Origin of the sequence: Exiguobacterium sp. s26 (assembly GCF_018618235.1) — a bacterium.
Lineage (GTDB): Bacteria > Bacillota > Bacilli > Exiguobacteriales > Exiguobacteriaceae > Exiguobacterium > Exiguobacterium chiriqhucha.
Map to the genome: position 1 here is coordinate 377,863 of NZ_JACSLS010000003.1, position 26,442 is coordinate 404,304.

A 26,442-nucleotide genomic window follows, 5' to 3' on the forward strand; every position below is an offset into this window, starting at 1 on the left:
GCGAGGGAGTTTCAAGCATGACAAAAATCTTGTTAGTGGATGATGATGTCCAAATCGCAGAACTGATTGATGTGTATGTAAAAAATGACGGGTATCACACGACGATGGCAACCGATGGGGAAATGGCGCTTGACTTGTTCAACCAAGAATCGTTTGACTTAATCATTTTAGATTGGATGATGCCTCGGATGGATGGGCTTGAATTTTGTAAGCGGGTGCGCCAGACGAGCCAAATTCCGATCTTAATGGTCAGTGCCAAAGTGGGTGATATGGATAAGATATTGGGATTGACGACGGGAGTCGATGACTACATCATCAAACCGTTCAATCCGCTCGAGTTGATGGCACGTATTAAAGCATTGCTGCGCCGTTCAAACTATAACCGACCAAGCGAGTCCTCAAGTGTACAAGCTGGCCCTTTCCTCATCGATCGAGCCAGCCACACCGTCATGATGCAAGAGCAGACGGTTCGATTGACGGCACGTGAATTTGAGATTTTGTATTTACTAGCGAAACATAAAGGCCGGGTGTATAGCTCTGAAGAGATATTCGAGGCTGTCTGGCAAGAGCATGGCGTCGGGTCGAACCAGACGGTGATGGTTCATATCAGTAACATCCGCGAGAAATTACATGCCGTTGTGCCACATGAGGTCATCATTCATACGGTGTGGGGAGTGGGATATAAAATTGAGACATAATATATGGCGCGTCATAAAGTTCATCCCGATGTGGAAACGTCTGCTGTATGTGGTGATTGCGTTTGGAGTCGCCACCCTGAGCGGTGTTCTGTTACTGCCTGCCGTCTGGTACTTTGAGGAGTCTTCACGATTTGTGGAGAGTCTGATCATCGTATTGTCGTATTTCCGGGAAGGTGTCATCCTCATGTTTTACAGTCTAATGGTCATCGTTTGTCTCGTGTTGATCTATCAATATGAGCGTAAACGGTATTTACAGGTTCACATTGAGCGGATGACTTCACTTGTCGAAGAACTCCATGCCAATCGTGATTTGGTTGAACCATCGGTCCCGCCAGAGCTAGAGCGGTTGATGGCGACCGTTCGCGCCATCTCGGACAGTGCGGCAAAAGCGGAGCAGGAATTGGTTCAAGCTGATCGTTTGAAGCACGAGCTCGTGACGAACGTCGCGCACGACTTACGCTCCCCGCTCACGTCGATCACGGGTTATCTTGACTTGATTCACAGCGACCGTTACCGGGACGAGGTGGAATTGCGTCATTACATCCAAGTCATTCATGAGAATGCGATCCATCTGAAAGGATTGATTAACGATATCTTTGACTATACATTTCTACAAAACGACCGAATCGCGCTGCAAACAAGTGAGATCCGTCTCGATGAATTGCTCAATCAGCTCATCATGCAGTCGACGTTACGTCTCTCGGAAGTTGAAATGGAAGCTCGATTCAGCTCTTCAGCCAAACGACCCATCGTTGAAGGTGATGCGTTGAAGCTCGTCCGTGTGTTTGAAAATATACTCGAGAATGCGATTCGTTACGGTCGTGACGGAACGTATATCGATACGTTCATTGAAGATACGGATGAAGTGGTTCTTATCAACATGACGAATTACGGCGAGGAGGCCATCCCATCACGTGACATCCCATACGTGTTTGAACGATTTTTTAGAGTGGAAAAGTCACGCGCACATTACACTGGCGGATCAGGTCTCGGTCTCGCCATCGCCAAGTCCATCATCGATTTACACGAGGGCGAGATTCACGTGACGAGTCAACCAAGAAAAACGACGTTCACAATCATTCTCCCAAAAGTCTCTTCCAATGCTGTTCATGAACAATCATGGCACGTGTGACCTACACGTGCCATGATTGTTGCATTCACACCAAACAGGGTCAACTTCAAGCTTATGTCGGAGCGAGCCCCTCAAGCCGATTAAAAAAGACGAGCCACTCGCAACACGCGAGGGGGCTCGTCGATCACCTGACCGGGCTATCCGTTAGCCCGGTGTTTTCATATCTTCCTGTACCGTATAGCGGGAGAACCAGTTCAGCATGGCTTCTGCCTCTTGTTTCGGGATGTCCTCGATCATCTCATTCGATAGCAAGCCACCCCGTGTCGAGAACAGGACGTTACATACATCGAAACGGCGTTGGAGTGGCGTCTGTGTCACTTGGACCTGTTCGATCCGCGGCTTGTCCGTCAAGAATGAACTGACGTTGAAGGCCCCTGTCCGCAGCTCGATGAACTGACCGTTGCGAGCGTAGCGCGTCGTCATATAGCTCAATAGGCGACCGCCGATAATGATGGCCCACAGTAGGACGAGCCACCAGGCGTAATCGCGGAAGAAATACAAAACGACACCCGAGACGATGAGTCCGACCCAGCTGATGCGTAGCAGTTTGACCCAGAGCGAACGTTTTGGCAAGCGATGAAGCGTGTCAGACCAGACGAACTGGTCGAAGTGCTCGTTCAACACGGTCATCGCCCGCTCCCGTTTCACGAACGGGAGGATGGTTGACGATTCGTCTTTCAACTCGTCCATCGTCCCGGCCGCGACGAGTTCGACACCGACGATGTTGAACCAGCGCCGAATGAACGTCTCTTTGACCCGGACCGCTTGAATCTTCTCGTATGGGATCTCTTTAGCGGAACGGTTGAGCAGTCCTTTCTCAACGCGGATGCGGTCCCCGCGTCGTTCGAGCCGGAAGTTCCCGTATTTCAAGAAGTTGATGACCATGCCGATGACGACCGACAATATCAGGACCGTCAGGACGAGCAGGCCAATCGCGATAATCGACGCGTGGACGACCCAATCGCCGATTGTATCGAACGTCCCGTCGAGATTGATGAAGTCATCGATGGACGAGATGATTGTCGAGGCGACCGGGAAGATGGCGAACACCGACAATGATGTCAGCGAGGCGATGATGATCTCTCGGGTCGAGAGGGCGTATAACAAACGGCTCGCCGGTTTTTCAATCGCCACCGGTGTAGCTGTCGTGTCCGTCTCTCCTTCTACTGATATGTCGGTCTCGGTCTTGCGGTGACGGACCTGGTCCAGGATGTCCTCGAGCCGCTTCGCCTCGTTCGGGAAGACGCCGGCCAGTTTGAACGAGGCGTCGTCGCTGTTCGCGTTTGTATCGAACGTCAATTCGACGACCCCGAGCAACCGGTACAAGAACGGGCTGTTCGAGTGGACGCTCTGAATCTTATACAGCGGGAGCGACTTCTCTTTCTTGATCCAGTTGCCGTCGATGATATATACCGTCTTCTCATCGAGCGCATACCGGAAGTTGAGCCAGCCGAAGAACTTCTGCAGGACATCGAGCCCGAGGAAGAGCAGGATTCCGACCCGTAAGATGATGCCGAACGTGGACTCCCAATCGTTGTTGACGACGAACAATAACACGAGTGGGATGGCGAACGACTTGATGATCTCTAATACCCGTAACAGTAAGACGCGACTCGGCAGCCGATGCCACGTGAGGGCGGCTTCCGTCATACGACATCCTCCTCCTCGATGCGGGCGTAGACGGCGATCTGTTCACGAAGCGACTTCGCGAACGACTCCTCGATTGCATAAATGTCGTGCGACCCGGCCGCCGTTCCAATCGTGATCGTCTGCAAGCCGTACTTTCGTAGCAGCGGGCCTTGCTGGGCGTGGACGTATTGTACTTTCGTCATCGGGATCAACACATCGTGCGTCGTGATGATGCCGTGATGCAAGCGAATCTCGAGTGGTTTCACATCATACGTGAACCGCTCTTGCTTCCATTTTTGGAAGACGACAATATCAATCACACTATAGATGAGGTCGATGGCGAGTAAGACGTACATCGTATATTGCAACCATGTCGGCCAGTCAAAATAAAGCGCTGCGGCGACGAGGCCCCCTGTGATGACGAGCCCAATGAGATAAAAGATGGCGCTCGACAGTCGGAAGACGGTGCGTGCCTCGATTGGCAATGTGCCGCTGAATGATGTCGGTGTTGTTTCTATGTCTGACATTGGTGTTTCCCCCTAACGATTCGGAGCATGTGTCCGTTCTACCTCTAGTATACGGCGCACTCCCTAAAAAAGTTTCAAATTGAGGTCGGGAAACTGTTCAACTGCAAGCTCATCGATTCAAACCGCGGTCTGTCTTCTGATTCGACTTGCTGGATGAGGCGGTCGAGTGCGGAGACACCTTGCTCTTGTAGCGCAGCGTCTAGATGACCGGTCAGTTTAATCGACGTGAACGCACTCGACATGACGGCGACGTCACAGTCGAAGCCGTATTCATATGTCGCCCAGTCGTCAGGGCTCGATACATCCCGCTCCATCCAGCCTGAAACGATGTCGTACGCACCGACGAGGAAGTCGATGTTCCGGTCTTTTCGGATTGCGTCCTCGAACATCACGAGCACGTCGACACCTTCATCGCTCCCGAATCGACTATATTCATCCGTACAGTCCAAATAATAGTCATCTTGGAAGTGAGCATTGAACCGAGGCTGTGTCGTGAGTCGGTTCGGTCCGACTTCCGGGTCGTCGACATAAATCAAGTCGTCTCAATCGGTATCGGTCTCGACGTACCCTTTCCGGAGTTTCTGACGAATCAGCTTGTCCGCTTCTTTGCAGCAGATACCGTCGGATTCAAAATACTTAATTTGAACTTTACCAATCGTCCCGAGTTTTCCGTAATGGACGGCGAACTCGTCGGAACCGACGCGGATGTTCCAAAACTTCTTGGTGTGTTGTAGGTACGTTTTCATCAAAACCTCCAGAATGATATATGAGTTCAGTCAAGTGCGGGTAGGACAAAGAGACGTTTTCTTGGTTTGAACGTCAGAATTTCCTCATGAGTTTTCCCTTCTTCTTCTACAGAAATTCGTAGCGTGTAGACACTGGTCGGATTCGGTTCAGCACCTAAAAATGCAAATTCATACGAGTTGCTTTGATCCATCTCAATTGGATGGGTCATAATATCCCCCGTCAGTTGGATGTCGTTCTCATAAAAAGATAGATTGACGATGACACCGTCTGACTCCTCCCATTCCACCTGACCCGCCCACGTCTCTTTTAAGGAATGAGAAACCGTATAAACCGCATCAAACTTCCCGTCACTTGAACTCGCAATAAGCTTGGGCGGTAGGGTCAATGAGACAACCATCCAAATTACAAATAAAAGAATAACAAGGCCTATACTTACTTTCTTATTCATCATGCTGATACCTCATACCTCCCTCATTACTGCACGCCTCTCATACATTCAGCGACAACTTCCGGTATTCCTTTTCGCTCCATAAAAAAAGCCAAGCCGCTTCTGCGACTTGGCGATTTGTTAGTCTTCAAAGAACCACTTCTTACGCGGTTCCACTTTCAAGTTGTCCCCGTGCTTCTTCATCTCAGTGATGAGGTAGCGTTCGAGTTCGTTCATTGCCTTGACCCAATCTGTCATCGTCGCGACGAGCGGGACGACGGTAAGGATGAGGTCTTCCTCTTCATCCCGCATCTTCTCAATCATCAACTTCGCGAAATCGAAGTTCTCATGGATGAGGTCTTCTTCCCGGTCGATGATATGCTCGTTCTCGAGTTCATACGCTGAAAATAGACGCTCATGCCGTCTGAGCAAGTGCCGCATATGACGCATCAATTCGTCCTCGAGCTGAGGTGGTAGATGTTCGAGTGTCAGAAAATCGTCATGCAGCTTGTCGAGCACGTGGATAGCGGCACTGTTCGTATCAATCATCTTCGACTTCAAGACGGCCCGGCGATAAATTGGCGTCTTCTTCTCGAGCCAGCGGTTGGCTTTAATCTCTTCTTCAAAGAAGTCGTACGTCGTCTTTGAGGCTCGATGTTTCTTTTTCGTCTCATCGAGTGACTCAAATGACGAGCGTCCTCCCTCTGTTTCCGAGAACAGTCGCGCGATGCGGACGGCCATTTGGGAGACGGTCGCGATCTCGTCCTCAAGCTTCCGCTCATAGCGCGGCGGGAACAAGAGCGCATTGACGACAAGCGCCACGGTGATCCCCATCATGATGAGCAAATAACGTTCACCGGCGAACATCCAGACGGGCATGTCCGACTGGCTCGCCCCTTCCATAATCAGAATCGTCGTCAAGATGACGGTCCGGGTCGTCGACTCGAGGTTCAAAAAGAGAAGGATCGAGATGGCGATGATGATGACGACTCCGATGGCGATTGGGGTCGGGTTCGGCGTCAACATTAATGAGAAGACGGCGAGCAAAGCCCCGATCAAGTTCCCTTTTAGTTCTTCTAATAGCCGGACACCCGTCTGATAAACGGACGGCAATAATGCGAGCGAAGCCGCGAGTGCCGGTACGACAATCTGTTGAAATTGAAATGCCTCGGCGATGAGCAATACCAAGGCGACGGATATCCCGGTCTTGATGGTTCTAGCTCCAAATCTCATGCGGTGTCGACAACGAAGTGTCTTCCTCCCTTATACACGTCTTAACTTTTTGTATCCCACTTACCCTGCCCTGAAACCTCACAACTTCAAGCCGTTGTCTCCTGTTTCGATAGCGCTTCCGTGGTATGATGGCGTTGGATATTTTCTTTAATCTTGATTGGGAGGGGTTTACTTGTCAACCATTGCTTTATTTGGAGGGAGCGGCCGCACGGGGATGCGGTTGCTTGAACGTTTGTTAAAAGACGGCCACGACGTCCGACTGTTGTCACGTCGCGAGGTCGAACCGAGGGATCGTCTCACGGTCATCATTGGTGATGCGACCGATGCGGATGCCATCGCAGAAACGGTGAAATCGGCCGACGTCGTCATGTCGGCGCTCGGTACGGATAAGCAGGACGTCTTGTCCCGCTTCACGCCGTTCATCATCTCAGCGATGCAAGCAGCCGGGGTCACGCGCATCTTGACGGTCGGGACGGCCGGCATCTTGCAGGCACATGATTCTGACAACTATCGTTTCGAGACCCGTGAGTCGAAACGTTCGATGACGACCGCGGCCGAGGATCACGCCCGGGCATATGAACTGCTCGATGCATCAACGCTCGATTATACAATCGTCTGCCCGACCCAATTGATTGAAGACGCGTCCGTCGGGAACATCGTCATCACAGCTGACGTGCTCGGGACACAGAACTCGGGACCAATCTCGCGTGACGATGTAGCAGATCTCGTCATTCAAGCCTGGGAAAACAAATCATATCGTAGACATCGCGTCGGCATCACGACGGAATCATAAGTAGGGGATGGGGATTTATGAACGAACAACGCATGCGCCTCGCGCAATTGACCGACGTATTTGACACACAAACTGAGACCGAGTCGGCTCGTCTCGCCAAGACCGCACTCCGAAAAGTGACACAAAACGAGATTTGGATCGCGGTCTGTGGTCATTTCTCGGCCGGTAAGTCGACACTTCTCAACAATTGGCTCGGGGACGGTGTGTTACCGACGAGTCCGATTCCGACGAGTGCGAATATCGTGACGCTTCGACATGGGGAAATCGGGGCATCCGTCGCCGTCAACGATACAGATTGGATTCGACTCGCGCCGGATGAGCTCGACCGTTTGAGCGACTACTGCAAAATCGAAGAGATTAAAGAAGTCGAGTACGCCCTGCCCCGCTTCCCGTTCGGAAGCGACGTCGTCCTCATGGACACGCCCGGAATCGACTCGACCGATGAACGGCACCGTCAAGCGACGGAACGCTCGCTCTTCCTCGCCGACCATCTGTTCTTCATGATGGACTACAATCACGTCCAATCCGAACAAAACATCAAACTGATGAAACAGTTTAGTGCCGAAGGGCGTCCCTACTCGATCATCATCAACCAAATCGATAAGCACGATGAAGGAGAGCTTCCATTCAGCACGTTCAAACGCTCGCTCGAGACCGCCTTCACCCGTCATGCGATCAATCCGGACGATATGTTCTACATCTCGCTCCGTGAGCTCGATCACCCGGAAAATGAGGTCGAACGCCTCCGGACGTACGTCCAAACCGTCATCGACGCCGCGCGGGAACATGCGGAAGCGCGCGCCGACTTGCTCGTTGACACGTTGCTCGCCCGGTCCACTGGTGCGCACGACGCGCTCCTGAACGAGTTGCCGGTCATCGAGAAGCAGCCGACGGAGATTCAAGCCCGCCTGCAACGTCTCGACAAAAAATCGATATGGCTCACCGCGTTCCGCCGCGAGTTCTTCAAACACCAGACACCGATTGTCGCGAGCGCGCCAATCATGAACTACGAGTTCCGCGAACTATTGCGGGACTATCTCGAGAGTTGTGCACCGGAGTTCAAAGTCGGCCTGTTCTTCTCAAAAGAGAAGACACGACAGGAACACCTCCGTCGTGAAGACATCGCCGTCAAGGAATTCAACCGGTTGATTGATACGAACCTTCGCCCCCACTTGATCAAGTACGCCGAAGACATCGTCCGTGATTTGAAACTGCCCGAGGCGATTTTGTCCCGTCCGGATACGTTACCGACTGCACCGAGCGCGCTCATCAGTGACCAAGTGAAGTCCGGCGCATCGCTCAGCGGTGACACGGTGCTTCAATTCAGCCGCGACATCGAGTCGGCTCTCGCCTCTTGGGTGACGAAAGTGTCCGAACCGTGGGTCACGTCCGTCGAAACGTATCTTGAGGCCGAAGGTAAAGACCGAATCCATGCCATCGAGACCGAGCAAGATGAGTTGTATGACATGCTCGATACGTTGGCGCTACAACGTCAGCTGGCCGAACAGCGAGACGAGCTTATCAATTACACGACACGTGACCTCACCGATTCGCGTATGACGGACCTTGAGACCCGTCACTACGTCACGGCCGACCAATTGCCGCAGAAACAAGTCGAACATCAGCAACAAGAAGTTGCTTCGACCTCGCTTTTGGTGGATGATATCACCGCTTTGTCGTTTGATTTTTCGTATGAATATACGGTATGTGAAATATTGGAGAACCATCCGTTATTCAAGTCACGCGTCAAATCGCTCCGTCATAAATTGGCCCGGGCCGAATCCGAGACGTACACGCTCGCCATCTTCGGGGCGTTCTCGTCCGGCAAATCGTCGACGTTGAACGCGTTGCTCGGTGAGACGGTGCTCCCGACGTCACCGAACCCACTGACGGCGTCGATCACGAAAATCGTGCCGCCGAACGGCCGTGCCAACAAGAGCGCGTTGATCACGTTCAAGACACGTGCCGAACTCGAGGCCGAGCTGAACGGTTACGGGGCGTCACTCGACGCACTCCATCTCGACCACCCGTTCGTAAACGCCGTCAAGAACGCTCCCCTGTCCTATCTCGGTAGCCAGGAGACGGTCGACTATGACACGTTCTGCTCGTTCGTCACGGAGGAAGAGAAGAGCTGTATCGTCAAAGAGATCGAGCTCGCCATCGACTCCCCTTGGGCCGAGCGCGGCATCATCTTCGTCGACACGCCGGGTGCCGACTCGCAGTTCAACCGTCATAGCGAGGTGCAGTTCGGCTATATGCGTGACGCCGATGCTGTTTTATTTGTGACGTACTACAATCACGCTTTCACCGAGGCCGACCGTGAACTCGTCATCCAGCTCGGACGGGTCCAAGGGACAGGTGACCATCACATGTTCTTCCTCGTCAACGCATCAGATTTGGCGGCCGATGAGACGGAACGGCTTGCCGTCACTGATTATGTGTCGAACCAGTTGACGAAGCTCGGTGTCCGTCATCCGACGGTGCTACCGATTTCGAGCCGGAACGCCATCCAAGGCACGGACGCAGGATTCGAACGATTCTCGGCCAAGCTTGAGCAATTCGTCGACCACGATTTGCGTCAGGCGAACGCGGTCCGCATCAAAGATGAGGCACATGCCCTCGTCACCGCGTTCGAGGACGTCGTCCGCGAGGCCGAAGCGGATGCGAGCGTCAAGGCGGCCCGCCGTGACAAGCTCGAACAAGTGCGCACGTCTGACAATTGTCTCAACGTCACGACGCTCGAAGACCCGTTCAAGCGCGAGACGGACGAGTTGCTCGCCCACCTCGAGACCCGCTCGCTCCTCCGGCTGTCGGACTTCGTCAAAGAGACGTTCCATCCGGTCGAGGTCGATGGATCGAAGGCGAGCCTCGAGCGCGCCCTCAGCCGGACACTCGACAAGTATGCGTATGACATCCATCAAGAGTTGCAAGTGTTCCAATATCGGCTCGAGCGCTTCTTGAAACGGGAGACGGAACGCTTGATCGAGCGCGAGACGCTCAAACTGCGTCCGCTCCTGCCGACGTTGTCGTTCGAAGATGACATCGACATCGATTGGCTCCGCGACGCCGTCGACCCAATCACGTTCGAGGCGGCCCCTTTCCGTCCAGTCTTGAAGCACTATAAGAATGCGAACCAGTTCTTCGAAGGCGATGGCCGGACGAAGTTGCGCGACGACTTGAGCGCCCTGTTGAAGACGGCGGTGCGTGAACAGCTTGCGCGCGTCGGAAGTCATCAAGTCGAACGGACGGCGACGCACCTTGCCGCGCTCGAGACGACGCTCAGCCAGGACTGGGACCGTGAAGTGAACGACCTCGTCGCCGGTGAATTGAGCGTGCTCTCGGACGGACAATCGTTCCAAGACATGACACAGCGCCTCGCTGCGCTCAGAAAGGACTGAACGCATGGGTTCTTTGTTGCTCGTCGGCCTGATTCCGGCCGTCATCATGACGGTCGCACTCGGCTTGTTTATTCGCCACCTGTATCTGAATAGAGAGTAGACTTTCAAGGATGGGACCGAGACCGGCCCCATCCTTTTTTCATGTCGTCATGAACGGATTTCAAACCACTCCTTGACGGTCCCATAGCTTTTCGACGTTCACGAGTTCATGTTGATCGAACGTCACTTTATATATGTCCGGCATATCGAGTTCTTTCCAGAACGTATAGCCGTATTTGTCATCGAAGTAGTTCAACATCAATACCATGATATTCCCGTGCGTACCGATTGCGATTCGCTTTCCTTCGTATTGGTCGAGTAGTGCCTGAATCGCACGGACTCCCCGCTTTTGAGCGACAACGTTCGATTCGCCGCCTTCCCATGTAAAAGTAGGATCTTCCCACACTTTCGTCATCGCCAACGTGAAATCTTCCGCCGGTTTTGTCGTCAACATCCGTTCCCGCAAATCGTCCATGAGTAGCACTTCTGTTCCAAGCTGGTTAGCAATCCCTTGGACGGTTTGAATAGCTCGTTTATATGGACTCGAAACGACGAGTTCGATCGCTTCTTTGCTTAATATGTTTGTGATGTGAGGCACGTCACCCGCCCCTCTTTCAGATAAAGGTCTCGTCCACTCATCGGCTGTATATGTAGAGTGTGCATGTCTTACGAAATATAAGGTCGTCATGTCATCGTCTCCCGTTCTTTGGATGTCATCATTCACTATCATTCCACTGAAACTTATTGTAAAATTATCCAGCGCCACTTTAGTATACCCCTTAAATTGTTAAATACTGTTGATTTTGCTTCGAACCATACAGCTTTTCATAGTGTTACATACAACTCGATCGTCAGGTACAAACAGATAGGACAGATGCGTTTGAATAAACAGACGGAAACCAATAAAAACCGCTTGGGAATACCATGCCTATGAATTTTGGCAAAAGCGCGATGGCACGCCAGCAGGCAAGGCAAAAGAAATTTTAAAAGACCCACGAGCCAGCTTGAAAAAGCACCAAGAATTTTTTCATGACGTGGATGGACTGAATGTGGCCAATCTATGCGGGTCGAACGGAAGAAAAGCCGTCCCGCTGTCGTTGATGGGGGCGAACGTCACCATCTTCGATGTATCCGAAGAGAACAGAAGATATGCACTGGAATTAGCTGCCTGTGCCCAGACGAGAATCGACTATGTGTTAGGTGATGTCTATGACCTCGATGTAATCAAATATGAAGGCCGATTCGATCTTTTTTATTTAGAGGGCGGTATCCTACATTACTTTGATGATCTCGAGCGATTATGCGATATCCTTTATTCCATCCTAAAACCGGGGGGAAGCATGATTTTAAGTGATTATCATCCTCTCAAAAGATGCATTGGTCCTGAGTCTACATTTAGGCCCGTCTATTTTGATAACGGATTGCATGAAGAGAGCATCGCGTTTAAATCGTTTTTTGATGAAAACGAACAACAGGACTTCCCTCATGTTTTGCTGACACATCATACGCTGAGCGACATCATGAATTCGGTGATCACCGTCGGCTTTCAAATCCGTCGATTTGACGAACATCGAGGTTGGAACGATGAGAATATCCCGTGGGAGTTCACGATGGTGGCCGCAAAAGGTATAGGTTGAACCTAGAGCGAAGTATTCACATAATGGACGCTTCGCAGTTTGCTACCATTGATTGTTTCACTCACCAGTCAATCCTAATATTTCAACATCCCAATCGCGTAAAAAGGAGAATATGATGAAGCCGATTCTAGTTATATTGCGAGGCAATTCTGGTAGTGGAAAGACGACCATCGCCAAACAGATTCAAAAGAACTTTGGACCTGAAACGATGCTCGTCTCTCAAGACGCAATTCGAAGGGATATCTTACATACACGTGACAAAGACAATAACTCATCGATCGAGCTGATTGAACGGATTGCGTTATATGGAATGGAACGCTGTCCGATTGTAATCCTCGAAGGAATCCTAATCAAAGAACGGTATGGAAAGATGATATTGAACCTGATTGACGCCTTTAATGGAAATGCGCTCGTCTACTATTTTGACTTATCTTTAGAAGAGACTTTCAAACGACATCGAACAAAAGGTGACGACCTCGAGTTTACCGAACAGGATTTAATGAAATGGTATCGTGCTGAGGATTGGTTAGGTGTGAACAATGAATCCATATTGACCTGTGAACTGTCTAAAGAAGAGATTGAAAGAAATATTATTACCGATATTCAGGAAATCTATTTAAAACCATAAGTTTTTTGGTTGAATACATACATCCATTGAATCTGATGATTCGATACGTATTCTGGGAGGACTAAACATGTATCCATTGAAAGGAAAAGTCGCGCTCGTCGCCGGTGCTTCGCGTGGCGCCGGGAGAGGCATTGCCTTGGAACTCGGGAACGCCGGCGCGACCGTTTATGTGACGGGAAGAAGTTCTGGTTCGAAACGAACGGACGGTCGACCGGAGACGATTGAAGATACGGCCTCTGCCGTCACGTCACGTGGAGGGACTGGCATCGCTGTCCCATGCGATCATACAGATGAACAAGAACTTGAACGCCTTTACGCTCGAATCAAATCAGAACATGGTCGAATCGATCTATTAGTGAATAGCATCTTCGGCGGTTCAGAAGATTCGGTGCCTCGGGGACAAGGACGACATTTTTGGGAGAGACCGAACGAGCATTGGGATGCGATGATGGTCGCAGGACCAAAGGCTTATCTCTCAACAATTCGACACGCCGTCCCGCTCCTTCAAGCAAGTGAACAGGCCGTCGTCATCAACATCACTTCGTTCACAGAAAGCGGAGTCGCCAGCAATCTGTATTATGATTTGGCCATGAACACCATCAATCGGATGACTTATGTGATGGCCAAGGAGTTCGAAGCCCTGAACCTGAAGATTTCGGTTGTCGCCTTGAGCCCCGGCTGGATGCGGACGGAACGTGTCCTCGACGCCGGCTTCAAACCAGAGGACGGGACGACAGAGACGACAGCCTACGTCGGTCGTGCCGTCGTCGCGCTCGCGAACGATTTGGACAAAAATCTTTATAGCGGTCAAACCCTCACTGTCGCGGCGCTGTCCGAGCACTATGGCTTCACAGATATCGACGGGTCTCGTCCTTCACCGTTCTGAACAGTAACATACGTAGTCATGGCTTCAAATATTTTTATGATGTCTGTATAGAAGGGAGGAAAAGGAATGAAACACCACATTCATATAGTAGGCGCTTCCGGCTCCGGGACGTCAACACTTGGCGACGCGTTAGCGAACGTGCTGCCGCATACTCATCTCGATACAGATGACTATTTCTGGATCACCAAATTCACCGAACCGAGACCCGTCCCTGAACGACGCGAAATGCTCAAGGAAGAGTTGTTCCACTCTGAACAGTGGATTCTGTCAGGGTCGCTTGTCGGTTGGGGCGACTGCTTCATGCCCTATTTGGATTTGGTTATCTTTTTATGGATTCCGCCCGATGTTCGTTTGGCCAGATTGCAACAACGGGAGTTCAAGCGCTATGGAGCAGCGGCACTAGCTGGCGGCAGTCTATACGAGCAATCGCAAGCGTTTTTGAGATGGGCCGCCCTTTACGACCATGCCGGGACGGAAGTAAGAAGCAAGACGTTGCATGAACAATGGCTTGCTGAACTGGCTTGTCCCATCCTAAGGATCGAAGGCGACCACTCGACAGAGGAACGGATCGCAATGATCATGGATGTGTTAAAACAGGATCAGCATCAATGATATTCCTTCCCGAATCTGATTTTGGTGAAATGAATTTCAGCGCTTGCGGGAGGGAACAACAGATTACATACGAATACCTCGGTCCCATCCAACATGTAACTCGAGACAGCGATATCGTGCATAAAGTAAGGTAGCTGTAATCTAGTTAATTCTTTGATGGGTGCCACCCGGTCGTTCAAAGGAGCAGAGATGTCGACTTTAATACACCCTAAAAATTCGATTTGATGATGATAACTCTCATTTTCTTCTTCGATTTTGATTAACACTTCATCTCCATAGTACCGACACTCACACCCGAGCACACGAGAGTCCCAATAATATATCTTTTCAAATTCCGCTAAAATTTCTTGAACGTTCATTGTTAAATCCTTCCCCTCTATTCAGAATAAGAGCCTCGGGCACATGCTCGAGGCTCTTTGTTATGCGTCAGCCGGATACCGCACGTCGATGCGCTGCCGGATATCAGTCATGACGTCCGCGAGTGTGAGCATATCGGCAAACGAATGGATCTCGGTCTCCCGCTCCCCTGCTTCAATCATGTTCACGAACGTTTGAATCTCGTACGTCATATGGCTCTCCTGTTCTAAGCCGAGTTCGACGGTCGTCCCGTCGCGGCCAACGAATGTCAAGCGGTCGATCGAACCGATATCGTCAATCACGATGCGCCCCGCTTCCCCGATAATCTCGGTCGGTGCGTCCGTGCCATGGATCTTCGAGTGGAGCACGATGATGTCCATCCCGTCATACGACAAGATGGCCGAACCACTTCCGTCGACACCTGACTCGAGCTTGACCGCGTTCGCTTGCACGCCGTCCGGTCGACCGAACAGCTTCAAGGCCGGACCGAGGCAATAGACGCCGAGGTCCATCAGTGAACCGTTCGAGAAGGCTGGATTGAACGTGTTCGGGTTGTCCCCGCGCTTATACAAGTCATAGCGTGACGAGTATTGCGACTTGTTCAAGATGACACGCCGGACCGGTCCGACGCGATGGAGTTCTTGACGCAACACATCGAAGTTCGGCATGAACAGGTTGCGGAGCGCTTCGAGCAAGACGACGTCATGTTCGCGCGCCGTCTCAAGCATCTGTCTGACTTCCTCGACGTTCGAGGCGAACGGTTTCTCACAGAGGACGTGCTTGCCGTGGCGGATGAAGAGCAGGCTCTGCTCGGCGTGGAGCGAGTTCGGGCTCGCGATATATACCGCATCAATCAACTCACTGGACGCCATCTCCTCGAGCGAGGTGAACGTATGTGGAATATCAAATTCTTCAGCGAACGTTTTCGCGCGCTCGTCTGTCCGGGAATAGACGGCGGACACGGATGCGCCTTCGACTTCATGGGTCGCTTCAATGAAAGAACGGGTGATAAAGTTCGTGCCGATGATACCGAATCGAATCATAGGAAAATCCCTCTTTTCTTTAAGTTGTGATGACTTTGATAAGCATGATTTCGTCATGGAGCGGGATACGGTGCTCCCCAATGACGGGAATCGACGGTTTATGTAGCCTGGCCGCATCGACCGCACCCGGGATGATCCGTGCGAAGCGCCAGCCTCGGCGTTGGTAAAATGCGAGCGCTCCCAGATTGTCGTTCGTCGTGATGAGCGACAGCCGTTCGAGCTGATGTTGCTTGGCCACTCTCTCCACTTCATCGAGGAGCGCCGAGCCGATGCCACGCTTCTCCTGGAGGCTGTCGAGCGAGATGATCTCAATCTCGTCTTCCCGAATGACATACGTGACGAGGCCGATGATGACGTTCGTTTCCGACCAGACAAACCCGTCAAGCGTGGCGCAATCATACGTCCCGGTCGAGATCACCATCTCAGGTGTGCCCCAGGCATCGATAAAGAATGCACGGACCGCGTCACGCGTCGAGGAGGTAATCGGTTCAATCATCGCAAATCACTCCGCCTCTCGGGCAAGTGACGGTTTTGATGCACTCGCCTCGGTGTAGATGCGGAACTGTTTAAACTGTTCATCGTAAATCAGGCGAATCGCCCATTTGAACGCCTTCACATATAGGGCATATAGCCAGGATGAAGGGATGAGTGAAATCCGAATCGTCACATCCGTCCCGTCCGTTGTCTCGCTCAACGTATACGTCGCAATCGACACCCCTTGATTCGTCACCGCCTGCACCTCGCATTCGTGAGGACGATTGACATGGGTCAACTCGGATTCGACCCGAATCTCTTTTTTCTCGAACTGTTGGACCGAGATGAACCGTTTTCCCGTCACGAGTGAGGCGTCACCGTCCTCATAAATATTTTCGATCAAATGGTCGTTCCATTTGATGATATGTTCGTCTTCTGCGAGACAAGCGAACGTGTGGTCAATCGGTGCGTCGATTGTCATCGTATATGTAGCCACTTCGAGTTGTTTCACATCAAATCCTCCTTCATCGATCGACATTCTTTTTTTCATTACGTTAGACAAGTTCTTTTTCAAAACAGACATACCGTTCATGCCCTTTCGGTTTCGAATCGAAATGGACGCTTCCACGTTCCACGTAGCCGTGTCGTTTGTAAAAGCTGCAGGCTGCCTCATTCTCTGAGAAGCTGTCGAGCCGGATGCTGGTGTAACCTTCCGCTTTCGCCAACTGTTCCGAGGCATGCAACATGGCTTTTCCGATGCCTTGACCTTGCCGCTCCGGGTGCACCATCAAGGAATGGATGACGAGCGGATGGTCGTGACGCCAGTCGATCGCCTCCCATTCGTGCGACTGCCATTGATCGAGTACAACGACTCCGAGCAACTCCTCACCGTGTTTCATGATATAGACAGAATCGTCTTTGATACATTCCTCAAAATAGGCGCGGTTCGGATACGTGTCGTCCCATTGAAAAATCTGTCGGGTGAGCAAATCGTCTTTACAAGCGAGATACAGTCGTTCGATTGCAGTTAAATCTGATGGTTTGGCTAATGCGATTGTGTTCATTCCAATGCTCCGTTCTTTAGGGTGACTATCTTTTATTGATGATCCGCTCGTATTTTTTATACTCGTCGTGGTCCATGCTTAGACCGAGCAGCTCAGCGATTGTGTCTTGTCGCCACGTGGTCGGATTAAAATACTGCGATCCCGTGTTGAACCAGCGCCCCTTTTGATCGAATCCCCACGTATACTTCACCCGGTCAAGCCCTTGCTGTAGAAGCATCTTTCCTTCTGCTGGATGGGCTCGCAAGCGATGTTCGCCGAGACGCATATATGGTTCGACGGCCCACGGGCATCGTTCAATCGCTCGTTGAACATATGTATAATCGAAATGATCGATGTCTCTCTTCGCCAACGCAATACAAAGCAAGCCGCTCACTTCTTCTGGCCCTTGTTCGATGAGCGACTCTGCTAAGGCGACGTGTTCGTCTGTGATGACAAAGTCATTCCAACCCGTCCAATATAAGGCGAGCGCGAAATAGAACGGGTCATTCGGATGAAACGTATAGGCAGTGAGACCGAAGCTATTCACCCGGGCAAAATCTTCGATGGTATCAATCAACTCATACCCGATGAGCATGTCCCATCGGCTGTTATCGGTCGGGTCCATCATCACATGATCAATCAACATCTGCTCGATGCCTCGGGTTTGTTGAAGGTAATGTTCAAGCTGTTTGAACTGGTTTGCCTCAACGTAGGCGTCGATGGGATCCATCATCGCCTGTTGCTCCACCGAGAGGGTCTCGTTGCCTGAATACAGCTCAAAGATATTCCCTACGTTATAATCATTCAAAGATGTGTTCTCCTCTCCCACGTCGCTTTCCACGATGAGCGCTAGTAATTCTGTCGATATGATTGCGTTTTTAGAAAAAGAATTTATCATATTCGTTGCTATATTTTTTTAAAAAAGATATCACATGCGGTATTTGAAATAAAATTATTCAAAATACTCTAGAATGGTTTCTGGGTCATATTCCAACCCTACCAGCTCGCTCGACCAATCGAGGCCGCACAGCAGCTCATCATCCGACATGTTCGGCAACCAGCGTTCAAGGAATAGCTCGACCGGCAACTCGATCACATGATAGTCGGCCCATTCTTTAACCCGGCACGCGAGCGCAAGCTCTCGTGACGAAAAGAATAACAGGACGTCTGTGTCTTCGACGTGCGATGGTGCGTACGCCCACCCCTCGTCTTGCTCCGCAGATAATCCGAAGACGAGTCCATTCTTCTCGACTCGTTCGCAAAATGTCTCGAGCACGTCGCTTTCCGCCTGCGTCACTTCGACGAACGCCTCAAACGAATGCGCCGCCACCTCGAGGTCATTTATCTCGTGCCACCAGGCGTAAATCGTCTCCCGGTCGTCTTTCAAAAAACCGAGCTCATCACCGGATCCGTTCGTCGCAAGCGTCACGAACCCATGCGGTAACTCCTCTTGTTTCAATTCGTTGGCTCGAATGACGTCATCCCATGTCTTATTGAAAAACCGCTCGTCCTTGATCGGATAAAAGAACCAATCCCCAAGTTCGAACTTGTTCTCATGACCCCATGCGTCACGTAAGCCGTCCGGGAAGCGTGACCCCACTTGTTACTCTACCTGTTCAATCGTTTCGACCGAAATTCCTGAAAGATTCGTATCAAGCCTCATCTCATCGCCTTCTTTCTAACATCAATAACATGAGTATACTGAATTTACAAAAAAGAGGGAATTGATTCCGACAAGTTGATTCAATAATGATCACGATTCTGTTGCGCCAAACGTTTGTAAAACGTAAAAAAGGACCTATAGACAAGGTCCATCGTCACGAGAAATCATTCGGTTGTAAGTTGTAACTTCTTAGTCGATTCAACGACTACCTATATGCGTCATCACTCGTTAACGAGCTGAACGCCGCTCACTTCATAATCACCGATTTGAATGAAGTGGAACCGTTCACCCTCCCCTAACCCTCTAGCAGTTCCCGAAAACTCAGCTACAACGTCAGGGCGTTTGCGTGCACCGAACGGCCACTTGTACAACAACCCGTCTTTTACGAAGTAGCCGACCTGTCCTTGAATCGTCAGCGCCGAACTGTCGTGAAGTCGCTTCGGCGTCTTATACTTGTTGAGTCGACCGGTTAAATCAACATGAATCAAGTCATACCAAATCGACGGACAGAACCATACCCCGGTTTGATTTGCTTGCAACAATTCGCAGTCGACAATGGTCGGCGGACGTACAAAATCTGACTGATAGCGTTGTAACACTTCCCCTGTCCTCGAGAAACAGACGAGTGCCTCGGTGGATATCCCTTCCCCGAACACCCCTTCATCGGCATAGCCGATCCAAATCCCCGTGTCGTTGACGGCGACAGCTCCGATGGCGTTGCCCGCATGGAACGAATGAAGTATCGACCCTCGCCCATCGATAACCCAGGCGTTGCCGGGTGTACCTTCGTGCGTCACATCGACGACGAGAAACGTTTCTGAATCAAGTAGACGGATGAATGGCGAACTCAAATGAAACGGCAGTCGTATCATTCGCTCATTCCAATAGACGACCTGGCCATCCTGATCCACCAGAACAATCACTTCACCACCTGATAAATCGGCATCAATTATGCTAAGCCTATCCATTTTAAATAACGTCTCAACTTGTAGCTCCATCCAGTTTCACCTCCCATATTCACTGCTATCTTGTTGTTCAATCGAACACGATGAATCGTTTATACGTTTACTCAACGAGCTAGACGGTCTTGATACTGCTCGAGCCTTCTGCGGAAGCGGTCAACTTCTTTCGGTGTCACCGAATCTGTCATTCCATAGCGCTCTTCCAAATATGGCTTGAAATCGATGTCCGTCAATTCGATGCGCCGTGCCCACTCTAAAACCGTTTCTGTCGGCAACCATTTCTTCGCCGGCGGTAACGCCTGATTGAACGTGATGAGCGCGTCTCGAATCGTCACACCGGTCCAAGCCGGTTCTTCGACACTCGTCATCGAGCTCGGGACTGAATGACGCGAGAACGTCCGCGTCGTGAACGAAGCTGTTTCGTCAGCTCGCTTGCGGTGCTGAAAACGAATGTTAGCGGCAAAAATCAGTACGCTAAGCAATACACAGGCTAGTATCAACACCCAATAGAAGAGGCCATCGCCTCGTTCGATGACGGTAGTCACAGAATCAATCGTATAATCCAAATAGTCCAGTTTCAGACGAGACTGTTCTTCTTCTTTCGGTATCCTCATCTTTCCTTCGGACGACTCCATCAAATACTCAGATTCTGCCGGTGTCGGTCGCAACTTTAACCCCGAGGTCGGAGGCTCATACCACCATTCCATCAACAAGCTGATGAGACGAAGTCCAATAAAGACCGTTCCTACTGTCAGCACTGCGGTCAAACCAAGCCGAATCATCCAACGCATGTTGTCGCCTCCTCTAGGGATGACTTACATCACATTGTATCATTGGACGTTTCCACTTGGAATAATCATTCAGCACGACTCTAGTCATCGTTTTACAGAAGATGCATCTTAGCGACCTGACTTGTTGGCCGCAGCTTTAGAATCTCGGTCGCTAATTCGTTCGCTTCATCATCCGTCATTAATTTGTCGGGAATCGCATTGAAAAAGAGCAAGTATTCCTTTAGATCTATGCGACTAGAATCAAGCACGACAGCACGTTTCGCATGTTCGTAGGCCCGTTCATAGGCATGAGGATGGTGACAGAACGGTTGGCTCATGAGAAGCGACGCAGCCTCTTCCCAATCCGCAGTCTGCTCAACTTGAATCTGATCGCATACGATTTCGTAGACCGCTAAATCATCCGTATCAAACGCAACTTCAAGAAATGTATCTAACACCACTTCGTGAGCGAGCGGCTTCACTAGACGTTGAACGGTCGCTCGGTCATTTGAGAGGATCGCCTTGTGTAGTTGTTTTTTCAGGCTCATTTGAACGCTTGCCCCTTCCTTGATGATTCATCAACGCTCTTTTTTTCATTCATTTCCGTTTAAAACCTAGCGCGATGGAACGAAGAATCCTCGATTTGTTTCCGCAACTATCACACGCTATAATCATTGGCTCATCACCATAACACGTGGTTGCTATTTTAACGACCAAGCTCGAAGCGTAATCTCAAAAAGAAACGTTCGAGGTTTCGGTAGCCATAACCACGGCGTTTGATAAGCTTGATTTTGTTGTTCGTTCCTTCCATCTTTCCGTTCGATAGACTGGACACGATTGTTCGACGCATCGCTTTCTCTCGGTTCTGGATCGATTTCGCGATCTTCGCCAGAGGCCCGCAAGGATGGGACTGATAACGATCCAACCAATCGGTCAGTCGACGTTTCGCCTGTCCATGGCACGTGGCCTTCAGCACATATCGAATATGTTGAAGTCCTTGATAGAGGTCCCGGGTGAACGGATCTTCCCGAAGGCAAGAATCGGCGACCTCCCGGTCTTCGGGGGACAGCGTCTCCGGACGACAGGCGAGAGCACGGTCAATCACACGGACATGATGGTGACGTTTCACCTCGTTCAAAAAACGACGCCGACGGCGAAGGGCGTCCGTGAAGAACTGGATGAGATGGAAACGATCCAGCACATGTTTCGCATCCGGGAAGACATGTGCGACGGCCTTCGCCATTGTCGGTGCAAAGTCACTGACGACAGAACGGATGTCTCCGGCTATGCCTTGGAGTGCAGCCGTGATGGCCGTGACGTCCCTTCCCGGGACAATGGACAGGAGCCGACCACTCTCCGCATCGAGGGCGATTGTCGCATAGTGATGTCCTTTTCGTGTGGCGAACTCGTCGATGAGGACGTCTGTCGTATGCTTCTCTGTCTCTACTGAGGCGTACCGATAAAACAATCGTTCCACCGTCGTGTAAGGTAATCCGTATTCACGCGCTACATCTGAGATTGTCCTACCGTGGCAACGTTCTGCGATGCCTTTCCGGAACACCTCGGTGGAGGTGCGGACGAGCCCGAGACCGTAGTCATACACGAACGTCAAATCACAAGAGAAGCATCTTTGACGTGGGATATCCAGCTCAATCCAAAGTATACCGACGTTCCATGCGTGACCGTGTCGGAAGCGACGTCGCCTTTTCGAATGCAGGACTGTCTTTCTCTGGCAAAGCGGGCAAGGGATGTCGTGTCGATCCGGGATGACCGGGAAAACGTTCGGTTCTTCGTCTGAAGACATCTGGATCTGAAAAAGGTCTGGAAGTGGAAGAAGTAATTTGATAAACTGTTGGGACAAAGCGAAAACTCCAATCGTGGTTTGTCTAGGCAACAATTACGATACCGGGGTTTTCGCTTTTTTTCTATGTTCAATTCAAAATCTGATGGATGTTATGCGTCAACCACGCCTTATGGTGATGAGCCTCTTCTATACCATTTTTAGCTCTTCTAAAGATAGAATGCTTAACAAGACATGCAGGCATTGGCCATACTAAATTTCAATTTGCCTTGCCACTTGTCGCTCCCTGTTCATTCTAACAAGCATGCCCAAACATTAAAACAATCATTTGAATATATAATTGACAATCTAGCGAAATCTTTGTACACTTGCATTAATCAAACGTTTGTTTGAATGTATAACTATCAGAGGGTATCACTTCACACTAGGATATCCGTAAAGGAGATGAGGGTGCTGTTAACCACGATTTTTACCGCGGTTGCCGCTTATGTGGCGACCAGCATTGATTACGTCATTATTTTGCTGATCCTGTTTTCACAAACGATGAAAAAAGGCCAGTTAAAATCCATTGTCATCGGACAATACCTAGGAACAGCCATCTTGGTGGGCGTCAGCCTGTTGGCTGCGTACAGCCTGACGCTTGTGCCGTCCCACTGGGTGGGCTTGCTAGGGCTCATTCCGATTTACCTGGGCATCCGGGTCTGGAAGCGAGAAGAAGACGAGGACGACGAAGAGAATCTCCTGTCCCGTTTGTCTTCCGGAAACCCCAATCGCTTGTTTGTCACCATTACAGTCATTACCCTGGCGGCTGGCGGCGACAACATTGGCGTCTACATACCCTACTTTTCAACCTTGAATCCAAGTGAAACTGTGGTGATGCTGGTTGTCTTTGCCATCCTGGTCGCCGTCTTGTGTTACCTCAGTTACCGGTTGGCAGCCGTTAAAACGATTTCTGAAACGATAGAAAATTGGGAACGGTGGATTGTGCCGATTGTCTTCATCGGGCTCGGCATCTTGATTATGGCGGAGAATGGGACTTTCCGATTCCTTTGGGGATTGGTGAGTTGAAGTGATTCTTTGCACTCTTTGTTTTATATAGAAGAAAATCACTTACTTGAAAAAACGAATGAGTAAACAGAAGTGAGAAAAAGGAGTGAATGAAAATGGCAAAAGAGATTTGTGATGTGGTCTGTGTAGATGAAGAAAAGGTGGAACGAGTCCAGCAGCAACTGTCTGAACAAAATCCATTGGAAGTGGCGAAGATCTTCAAGGCGTTGTCGGACGATACGCGTATCAAGATCGCCTACGCCTTATCGCTGGAGGACAAACTGTGTGTGTGTGACGTTGCGAATATCATCGGTTCATCTACCGCAACCGCCTCCTACCACCTGCGACTACTGAATAATATGGGGTTGGCGAAATACAGCAAGGAAGGCAAGTTGGTCTACTACTCACTGGATGACGCGCATGTGAAACACTTGGTGCAAGTGGCCTTCATCCATCAGAAGGAGGTTGTTTCCGTTGGTTGAAAAAACGAAGGAAACAGAAGACAAAACGGTCTACCGGGTTGAGGGCTTTTCGTGTGCGAATTGCGCCGGGAAATTCGAGAAGAACGTCAAACAGATTCCCGGTGTCCAGGATGCCAAAGTGAACTTTGGGGCTTCGAAAATTGCGGTCTACGGCGAGGCGACGGTCGAGGAACTGGAAAAAGCCGGCGCTTTCGAGAATTTGAAGGTCGCACCGGAAAAACCGAAACGCCAGGCGGCTCCTGAAGTGACCGTCGAAGACAAAAATGTCTTCCGGGTCGAAGGCTTTACATGCGCGAACTGCGCCGGGAAGTTTGAGAACAACGTCAAGCAGATCCCCGGTGTCCAAGATGCCAAAGTGAACTTCGGGGCTTCAAAAATTTCCGTTTACGGGGCAGCGACCATCGACGAATTGGAGAAAGCCGGTGCGTTTGAAAACTTGAAGGTGGCGCCTGAAATTACAGGACGTCCAGCTATCACGAATACCGGAACCGAAAAAGCGCCAGCTCGAACAGAGAAGAAAGTGCCGTTCTACCAAAAGCACAGCACCTTGCTCTACTCCACCCTCTTGATCGTGTTCGGCTACATTTCCCAGTTCGTCAATGGCGAAGACAACCTGATGACGTCGCTCCTGTTTGTGGCGGCGATTGTCATTGGTGGGTACTCGCTCTTCAAAGTCGGTTTCCAGAATTTAATACGCCTGGATTTCGACATGAAAACCCTCATGACCGTTGCCGTCATCGGGGCGGCTTTTATCGGCGAATGGGCGGAAGCGTCTATCGTGGTCATCCTCTTTGCGATCAGTGAAGCACTGGAACGCTATTCCATGGACCGGGCGAGACAATCCATCCGTTCGTTGATGGACATCGCTCCGAAAGAGGCACTGGTCCGGCGGAATGGCCAAGAACAGTTAATTTCGGTAGACGACATTGTGGTGGGCGACACCATGATTGTCAGACCGGGACAGAAGATTGCGATGGACGGCACGGTGACCAACGGGTATTCGGCGGTCAATCAGGCGGCCATCACCGGGGAATCCGTGCCGGTCGCCAAAACGGTGAACGATGACGTCTTCGCGGGCACGCTGAATGAAGAAGGCTTGCTCGAAGTCAAAGTCACGAAGTTGGTTGAAGACACAACCATTGCGAAAATCATCCACCTGGTTGAGGAAGCACAAGGCGAACGGGCTCCTTCGCAGGCGTTTGTCGATAAATTTGCCAAATATTATACACCGATTATCATGGTCGTTGCTGCGCTTGTAGCCATCGTTCCTCCCATTCTGTTTGATGCCAGCTGGGAAACCTGGGTCTACCAAGGATTGGCTGTGCTAGTCGTAGGATGCCCGTGTGCTTTGGTCATTTCGACTCCGATTTCGATTGTATCTGCTATCGGGAACGCAGCGAAAAAAGGCGTTTTGGTAAAAGGCGGCGTGTATTTGGAAGAAATGGGCGCGCTGAAAGCCATCGCGTTTGACAAGACCGGCACCTTGACCAAAGGGGTTCCGGTTGTCACGGACTTTGAAGTGCTGAACAAGGGAATCAGTGAAAAAGAGCTGCTTTCTATCGTCACAGCACTGGAGTACCGCTCACAGCATCCCCTTGCTTCGGCCATCATGAAAAAAGCGGATGCAGAAAATATTTCTTATTCTTCGGTCTTGGTCGAGGACTTCTCATCCATTACCGGCAAAGGGATTAAAGGGACTGTCGAAGGAATCACATACTACATCGGCAGCCCGATCCTTTTCAACGAGTTGGGCACCGCAAGTGCCGATAAGGACTTGGAACAAAACGTCACAGCTCTTCAAAATCAGGGCAAGACGGCAATGATCATCGGAACGGAACAAAGTATCCTGGCAGTCATTGCCGTGGCAGATGAAGTCCGTGAATCCAGCAAGGACGTCATTCAGAAGCTGCACCAAATGGGCATCAAGAAGACGATCATGCTGACGGGCGACAACAAAGGAACCGGTCAGGCCATCGGCCAGCAGATCGGTGTCACCGAAATCCAGGCCGAACTGATGCCGGAGGATAAATTGAATTTCATCAAACGTTTACGAGCTGAATACGGCAATGTCGCGATGATTGGAGACGGTGTGAACGATGCCCCGGCACTCGCTGCCTCTACTGTCGGAATTGCCATGGGCGGTGCCGGAACCGATACCGCTATGGAGACCGCTGATGTGGTCTTGATGGGCGATGATTTGAGCAAACTGCCGTTCACCGTGAAGTTGAGTCGGAAATCATTGAACATCATCAAAGCGAACATTGCATTTGCGATTGGCATCAAAGTGATCGCGTTGCTGCTGGTCATCCCGGGTTGGCTGACGCTATGGATCGCCATTATGTCCGATATGGGCGCTACCCTTCTAGTCGCGTTAAACAGTTTACGGCTGATGCGAGTGAAAGAATAAAAAGCAA

General features: G+C 50.7%; 29 protein-coding genes. 11 read left to right on the forward strand and 18 right to left on the reverse strand.

Annotated features, from left to right (window positions below; translation table 11 throughout):
• The first annotated feature begins 17 nt into the window (after window positions 1-17).
• Both KNP82_RS06735 and KNP82_RS06740 read left to right on the forward strand, forming a co-directional pair.
• A complete protein-coding gene (locus KNP82_RS06735; RefSeq protein ID WP_214827445.1) occupies window positions 18-698 on the forward strand; it encodes a response regulator transcription factor in 681 nt (226 codons plus the stop codon).
• The gene (locus KNP82_RS06740) at window positions 688-1,830 is read left to right on the forward strand and encodes a sensor histidine kinase (RefSeq protein ID WP_251128657.1); all 1,143 of its coding nucleotides are present in this window, start codon (window positions 688-690) and stop codon (window positions 1,828-1,830) included. The genes KNP82_RS06735 and KNP82_RS06740 overlap by 11 nt, the downstream gene beginning before the upstream one ends.
• A gap of 144 nt (window positions 1,831-1,974) precedes the next feature.
• Here the strand turns inward: KNP82_RS06740 and KNP82_RS06745 are convergent, their stop codons facing one another.
• From KNP82_RS06745 to KNP82_RS06770, 6 genes are all read right to left on the reverse strand, one after another.
• The gene (locus KNP82_RS06745; RefSeq protein WP_214827451.1) at window positions 1,975-3,480 is read right to left on the reverse strand and encodes a PH domain-containing protein; all 1,506 of its coding nucleotides are present in this window, start codon (window positions 3,478-3,480) and stop codon (window positions 1,975-1,977) included.
• Entirely contained in the window at window positions 3,477-3,986 is a 510-nt protein-coding gene (locus tag KNP82_RS06750; RefSeq protein WP_214712776.1) for a PH domain-containing protein, read from the reverse strand. Before KNP82_RS06750 ends, KNP82_RS06745 begins: the two co-directional genes overlap by 4 nt.
• Before the next feature lie 74 nt (window positions 3,987-4,060).
• Window positions 4,061-4,522 carry a hypothetical protein gene (locus tag KNP82_RS06755; RefSeq protein ID WP_214827454.1) on the reverse strand — a complete coding sequence of 154 codons (462 nt, stop codon included), beginning with the start codon at window positions 4,520-4,522 and terminating at the stop codon, window positions 4,061-4,063.
• Window positions 4,523-4,528: 6 nt separating this feature from the next.
• Window positions 4,529-4,732: a WGR domain-containing protein gene (locus KNP82_RS06760; protein ID WP_214827456.1), complete on the reverse strand. Its 204-nt coding sequence runs from the start codon at window positions 4,730-4,732 to the stop codon at window positions 4,529-4,531.
• A 26-nt stretch (window positions 4,733-4,758) separates the two neighbouring features.
• Complete coding sequence (locus KNP82_RS06765; protein ID WP_214827458.1) at window positions 4,759-5,184, reverse strand: hypothetical protein; 426 nt, start codon at window positions 5,182-5,184, stop codon at window positions 4,759-4,761.
• A gap of 117 nt (window positions 5,185-5,301) precedes the next feature.
• Window positions 5,302-6,393, reverse strand: coding sequence for an FUSC family protein (locus KNP82_RS06770; protein ID WP_114166163.1), 1,092 nt, complete (start codon window positions 6,391-6,393; stop codon window positions 5,302-5,304).
• A 172-nt stretch (window positions 6,394-6,565) separates the two neighbouring features.
• On the opposite strand from KNP82_RS06770, the gene KNP82_RS06775 reads away from it, so the two are divergent.
• Both KNP82_RS06775 and KNP82_RS06780 read left to right on the forward strand, forming a co-directional pair.
• Window positions 6,566-7,186 (forward strand): NAD(P)-dependent oxidoreductase, encoded by a 621-nt coding sequence (locus KNP82_RS06775; protein WP_211779474.1) that lies wholly within the window; start codon window positions 6,566-6,568, stop codon window positions 7,184-7,186.
• Window positions 7,187-7,203: 17 nt separating this feature from the next.
• Window positions 7,204-10,584, forward strand: a complete 3,381-nt coding sequence (locus tag KNP82_RS06780; protein ID WP_214827460.1) for a dynamin family protein — start codon at window positions 7,204-7,206, stop codon at window positions 10,582-10,584.
• A 160-nt stretch (window positions 10,585-10,744) separates the two neighbouring features.
• Here KNP82_RS06780 and KNP82_RS06785 read toward each other — a convergent pair whose 3' ends face one another.
• Window positions 10,745-11,311, reverse strand: a complete 567-nt coding sequence (locus KNP82_RS06785) for a histidine phosphatase family protein (RefSeq protein ID WP_214797477.1) — start codon at window positions 11,309-11,311, stop codon at window positions 10,745-10,747.
• A 316-nt stretch (window positions 11,312-11,627) separates the two neighbouring features.
• Here KNP82_RS06785 and KNP82_RS06790 point away from each other — a divergent pair, with 316 nt between their 5' ends.
• The 4 genes from KNP82_RS06790 to KNP82_RS06805 all read left to right on the forward strand — a co-directional run bounded on the left by KNP82_RS06790 (window position 11,628) and on the right by KNP82_RS06805 (window position 14,386).
• Window positions 11,628-12,260: a class I SAM-dependent methyltransferase gene (locus tag KNP82_RS06790; protein WP_251128658.1), complete on the forward strand. Its 633-nt coding sequence runs from the start codon at window positions 11,628-11,630 to the stop codon at window positions 12,258-12,260.
• A gap of 79 nt (window positions 12,261-12,339) precedes the next feature.
• Window positions 12,340-12,888 (forward strand): AAA family ATPase, encoded by a 549-nt coding sequence (locus tag KNP82_RS06795; protein ID WP_483299264.1) that lies wholly within the window; start codon window positions 12,340-12,342, stop codon window positions 12,886-12,888.
• A 67-nt stretch (window positions 12,889-12,955) separates the two neighbouring features.
• On the forward strand, window positions 12,956-13,774 hold the full coding sequence (locus tag KNP82_RS06800) for an SDR family NAD(P)-dependent oxidoreductase (protein ID WP_214797475.1): 819 nt from the start codon (window positions 12,956-12,958) through the stop codon (window positions 13,772-13,774).
• 66 nt (window positions 13,775-13,840) lie between these two features.
• On the forward strand, window positions 13,841-14,386 hold the full coding sequence (locus KNP82_RS06805; protein WP_214797474.1) for a P-loop NTPase family protein: 546 nt from the start codon (window positions 13,841-13,843) through the stop codon (window positions 14,384-14,386).
• Here the strand turns inward: KNP82_RS06805 and KNP82_RS06810 are convergent.
• The 11 genes from KNP82_RS06810 to KNP82_RS06860 all read right to left on the reverse strand — a co-directional run bounded on the left by KNP82_RS06810 (window position 14,380) and on the right by KNP82_RS06860 (window position 22,559).
• Window positions 14,380-14,745 (reverse strand): hypothetical protein, encoded by a 366-nt coding sequence (locus KNP82_RS06810; protein ID WP_214797473.1) that lies wholly within the window; start codon window positions 14,743-14,745, stop codon window positions 14,380-14,382. The genes KNP82_RS06805 and KNP82_RS06810 overlap by 7 nt on opposite strands.
• A 60-nt stretch (window positions 14,746-14,805) precedes the next feature.
• Window positions 14,806-15,786 carry a Gfo/Idh/MocA family protein gene (locus KNP82_RS06815; RefSeq protein WP_214797472.1) on the reverse strand — a complete coding sequence of 327 codons (981 nt, stop codon included), beginning with the start codon at window positions 15,784-15,786 and terminating at the stop codon, window positions 14,806-14,808.
• A 19-nt stretch (window positions 15,787-15,805) separates the two neighbouring features.
• Window positions 15,806-16,282 (reverse strand): GNAT family N-acetyltransferase, encoded by a 477-nt coding sequence (locus KNP82_RS06820; protein ID WP_214716207.1) that lies wholly within the window; start codon window positions 16,280-16,282, stop codon window positions 15,806-15,808.
• Window positions 16,283-16,288: 6 nt separating this feature from the next.
• The gene (locus KNP82_RS06825; RefSeq protein ID WP_034777574.1) at window positions 16,289-16,771 is read right to left on the reverse strand and encodes an SRPBCC family protein; all 483 of its coding nucleotides are present in this window, start codon (window positions 16,769-16,771) and stop codon (window positions 16,289-16,291) included.
• A gap of 43 nt (window positions 16,772-16,814) precedes the next feature.
• A complete protein-coding gene (locus tag KNP82_RS06830) occupies window positions 16,815-17,324 on the reverse strand; it encodes a GNAT family N-acetyltransferase (RefSeq protein WP_214827461.1) in 510 nt (169 codons plus the stop codon).
• Window positions 17,325-17,349: 25 nt separating this feature from the next.
• Window positions 17,350-18,111 carry a hypothetical protein gene (locus KNP82_RS06835; RefSeq protein WP_214797470.1) on the reverse strand — a complete coding sequence of 254 codons (762 nt, stop codon included), beginning with the start codon at window positions 18,109-18,111 and terminating at the stop codon, window positions 17,350-17,352.
• Window positions 18,112-18,255: 144 nt separating this feature from the next.
• Complete coding sequence (locus KNP82_RS06840) at window positions 18,256-18,903, reverse strand: DUF2750 domain-containing protein (protein ID WP_131472743.1); 648 nt, start codon at window positions 18,901-18,903, stop codon at window positions 18,256-18,258.
• A 284-nt stretch (window positions 18,904-19,187) separates the two neighbouring features.
• Entirely contained in the window at window positions 19,188-19,964 is a 777-nt protein-coding gene (locus KNP82_RS06845) for a hypothetical protein (protein ID WP_131472745.1), read from the reverse strand.
• A 71-nt stretch (window positions 19,965-20,035) separates the two neighbouring features.
• On the reverse strand, window positions 20,036-20,719 hold the full coding sequence (locus KNP82_RS06850) for a hypothetical protein (protein ID WP_131472747.1): 684 nt from the start codon (window positions 20,717-20,719) through the stop codon (window positions 20,036-20,038).
• A 92-nt stretch (window positions 20,720-20,811) separates the two neighbouring features.
• Window positions 20,812-21,246, reverse strand: coding sequence for a hypothetical protein (locus tag KNP82_RS06855; RefSeq protein ID WP_051627722.1), 435 nt, complete (start codon window positions 21,244-21,246; stop codon window positions 20,812-20,814).
• Window positions 21,247-21,404: 158 nt separating this feature from the next.
• Complete coding sequence (locus tag KNP82_RS06860) at window positions 21,405-22,559, reverse strand: ISL3 family transposase (protein ID WP_214800016.1); 1,155 nt, start codon at window positions 22,557-22,559, stop codon at window positions 21,405-21,407.
• Between the two features lie 393 nt (window positions 22,560-22,952).
• On the opposite strand from KNP82_RS06860, the gene KNP82_RS06865 reads away from it, so the two are divergent.
• From KNP82_RS06865 to KNP82_RS06875, 3 genes are all read left to right on the forward strand, one after another.
• A complete protein-coding gene (locus tag KNP82_RS06865; protein ID WP_029595498.1) occupies window positions 22,953-23,567 on the forward strand; it encodes a CadD family cadmium resistance transporter in 615 nt (204 codons plus the stop codon).
• Window positions 23,568-23,662: 95 nt separating this feature from the next.
• Complete coding sequence (locus KNP82_RS06870) at window positions 23,663-24,028, forward strand: ArsR/SmtB family transcription factor (protein ID WP_029595499.1); 366 nt, start codon at window positions 23,663-23,665, stop codon at window positions 24,026-24,028.
• Window positions 24,021-26,435: a heavy metal translocating P-type ATPase gene (locus tag KNP82_RS06875; RefSeq protein ID WP_214827469.1), complete on the forward strand. Its 2,415-nt coding sequence runs from the start codon at window positions 24,021-24,023 to the stop codon at window positions 26,433-26,435. The genes KNP82_RS06870 and KNP82_RS06875 overlap by 8 nt, the downstream gene beginning before the upstream one ends.
• Window positions 26,436-26,442: the final 7 nt, after the last annotated feature.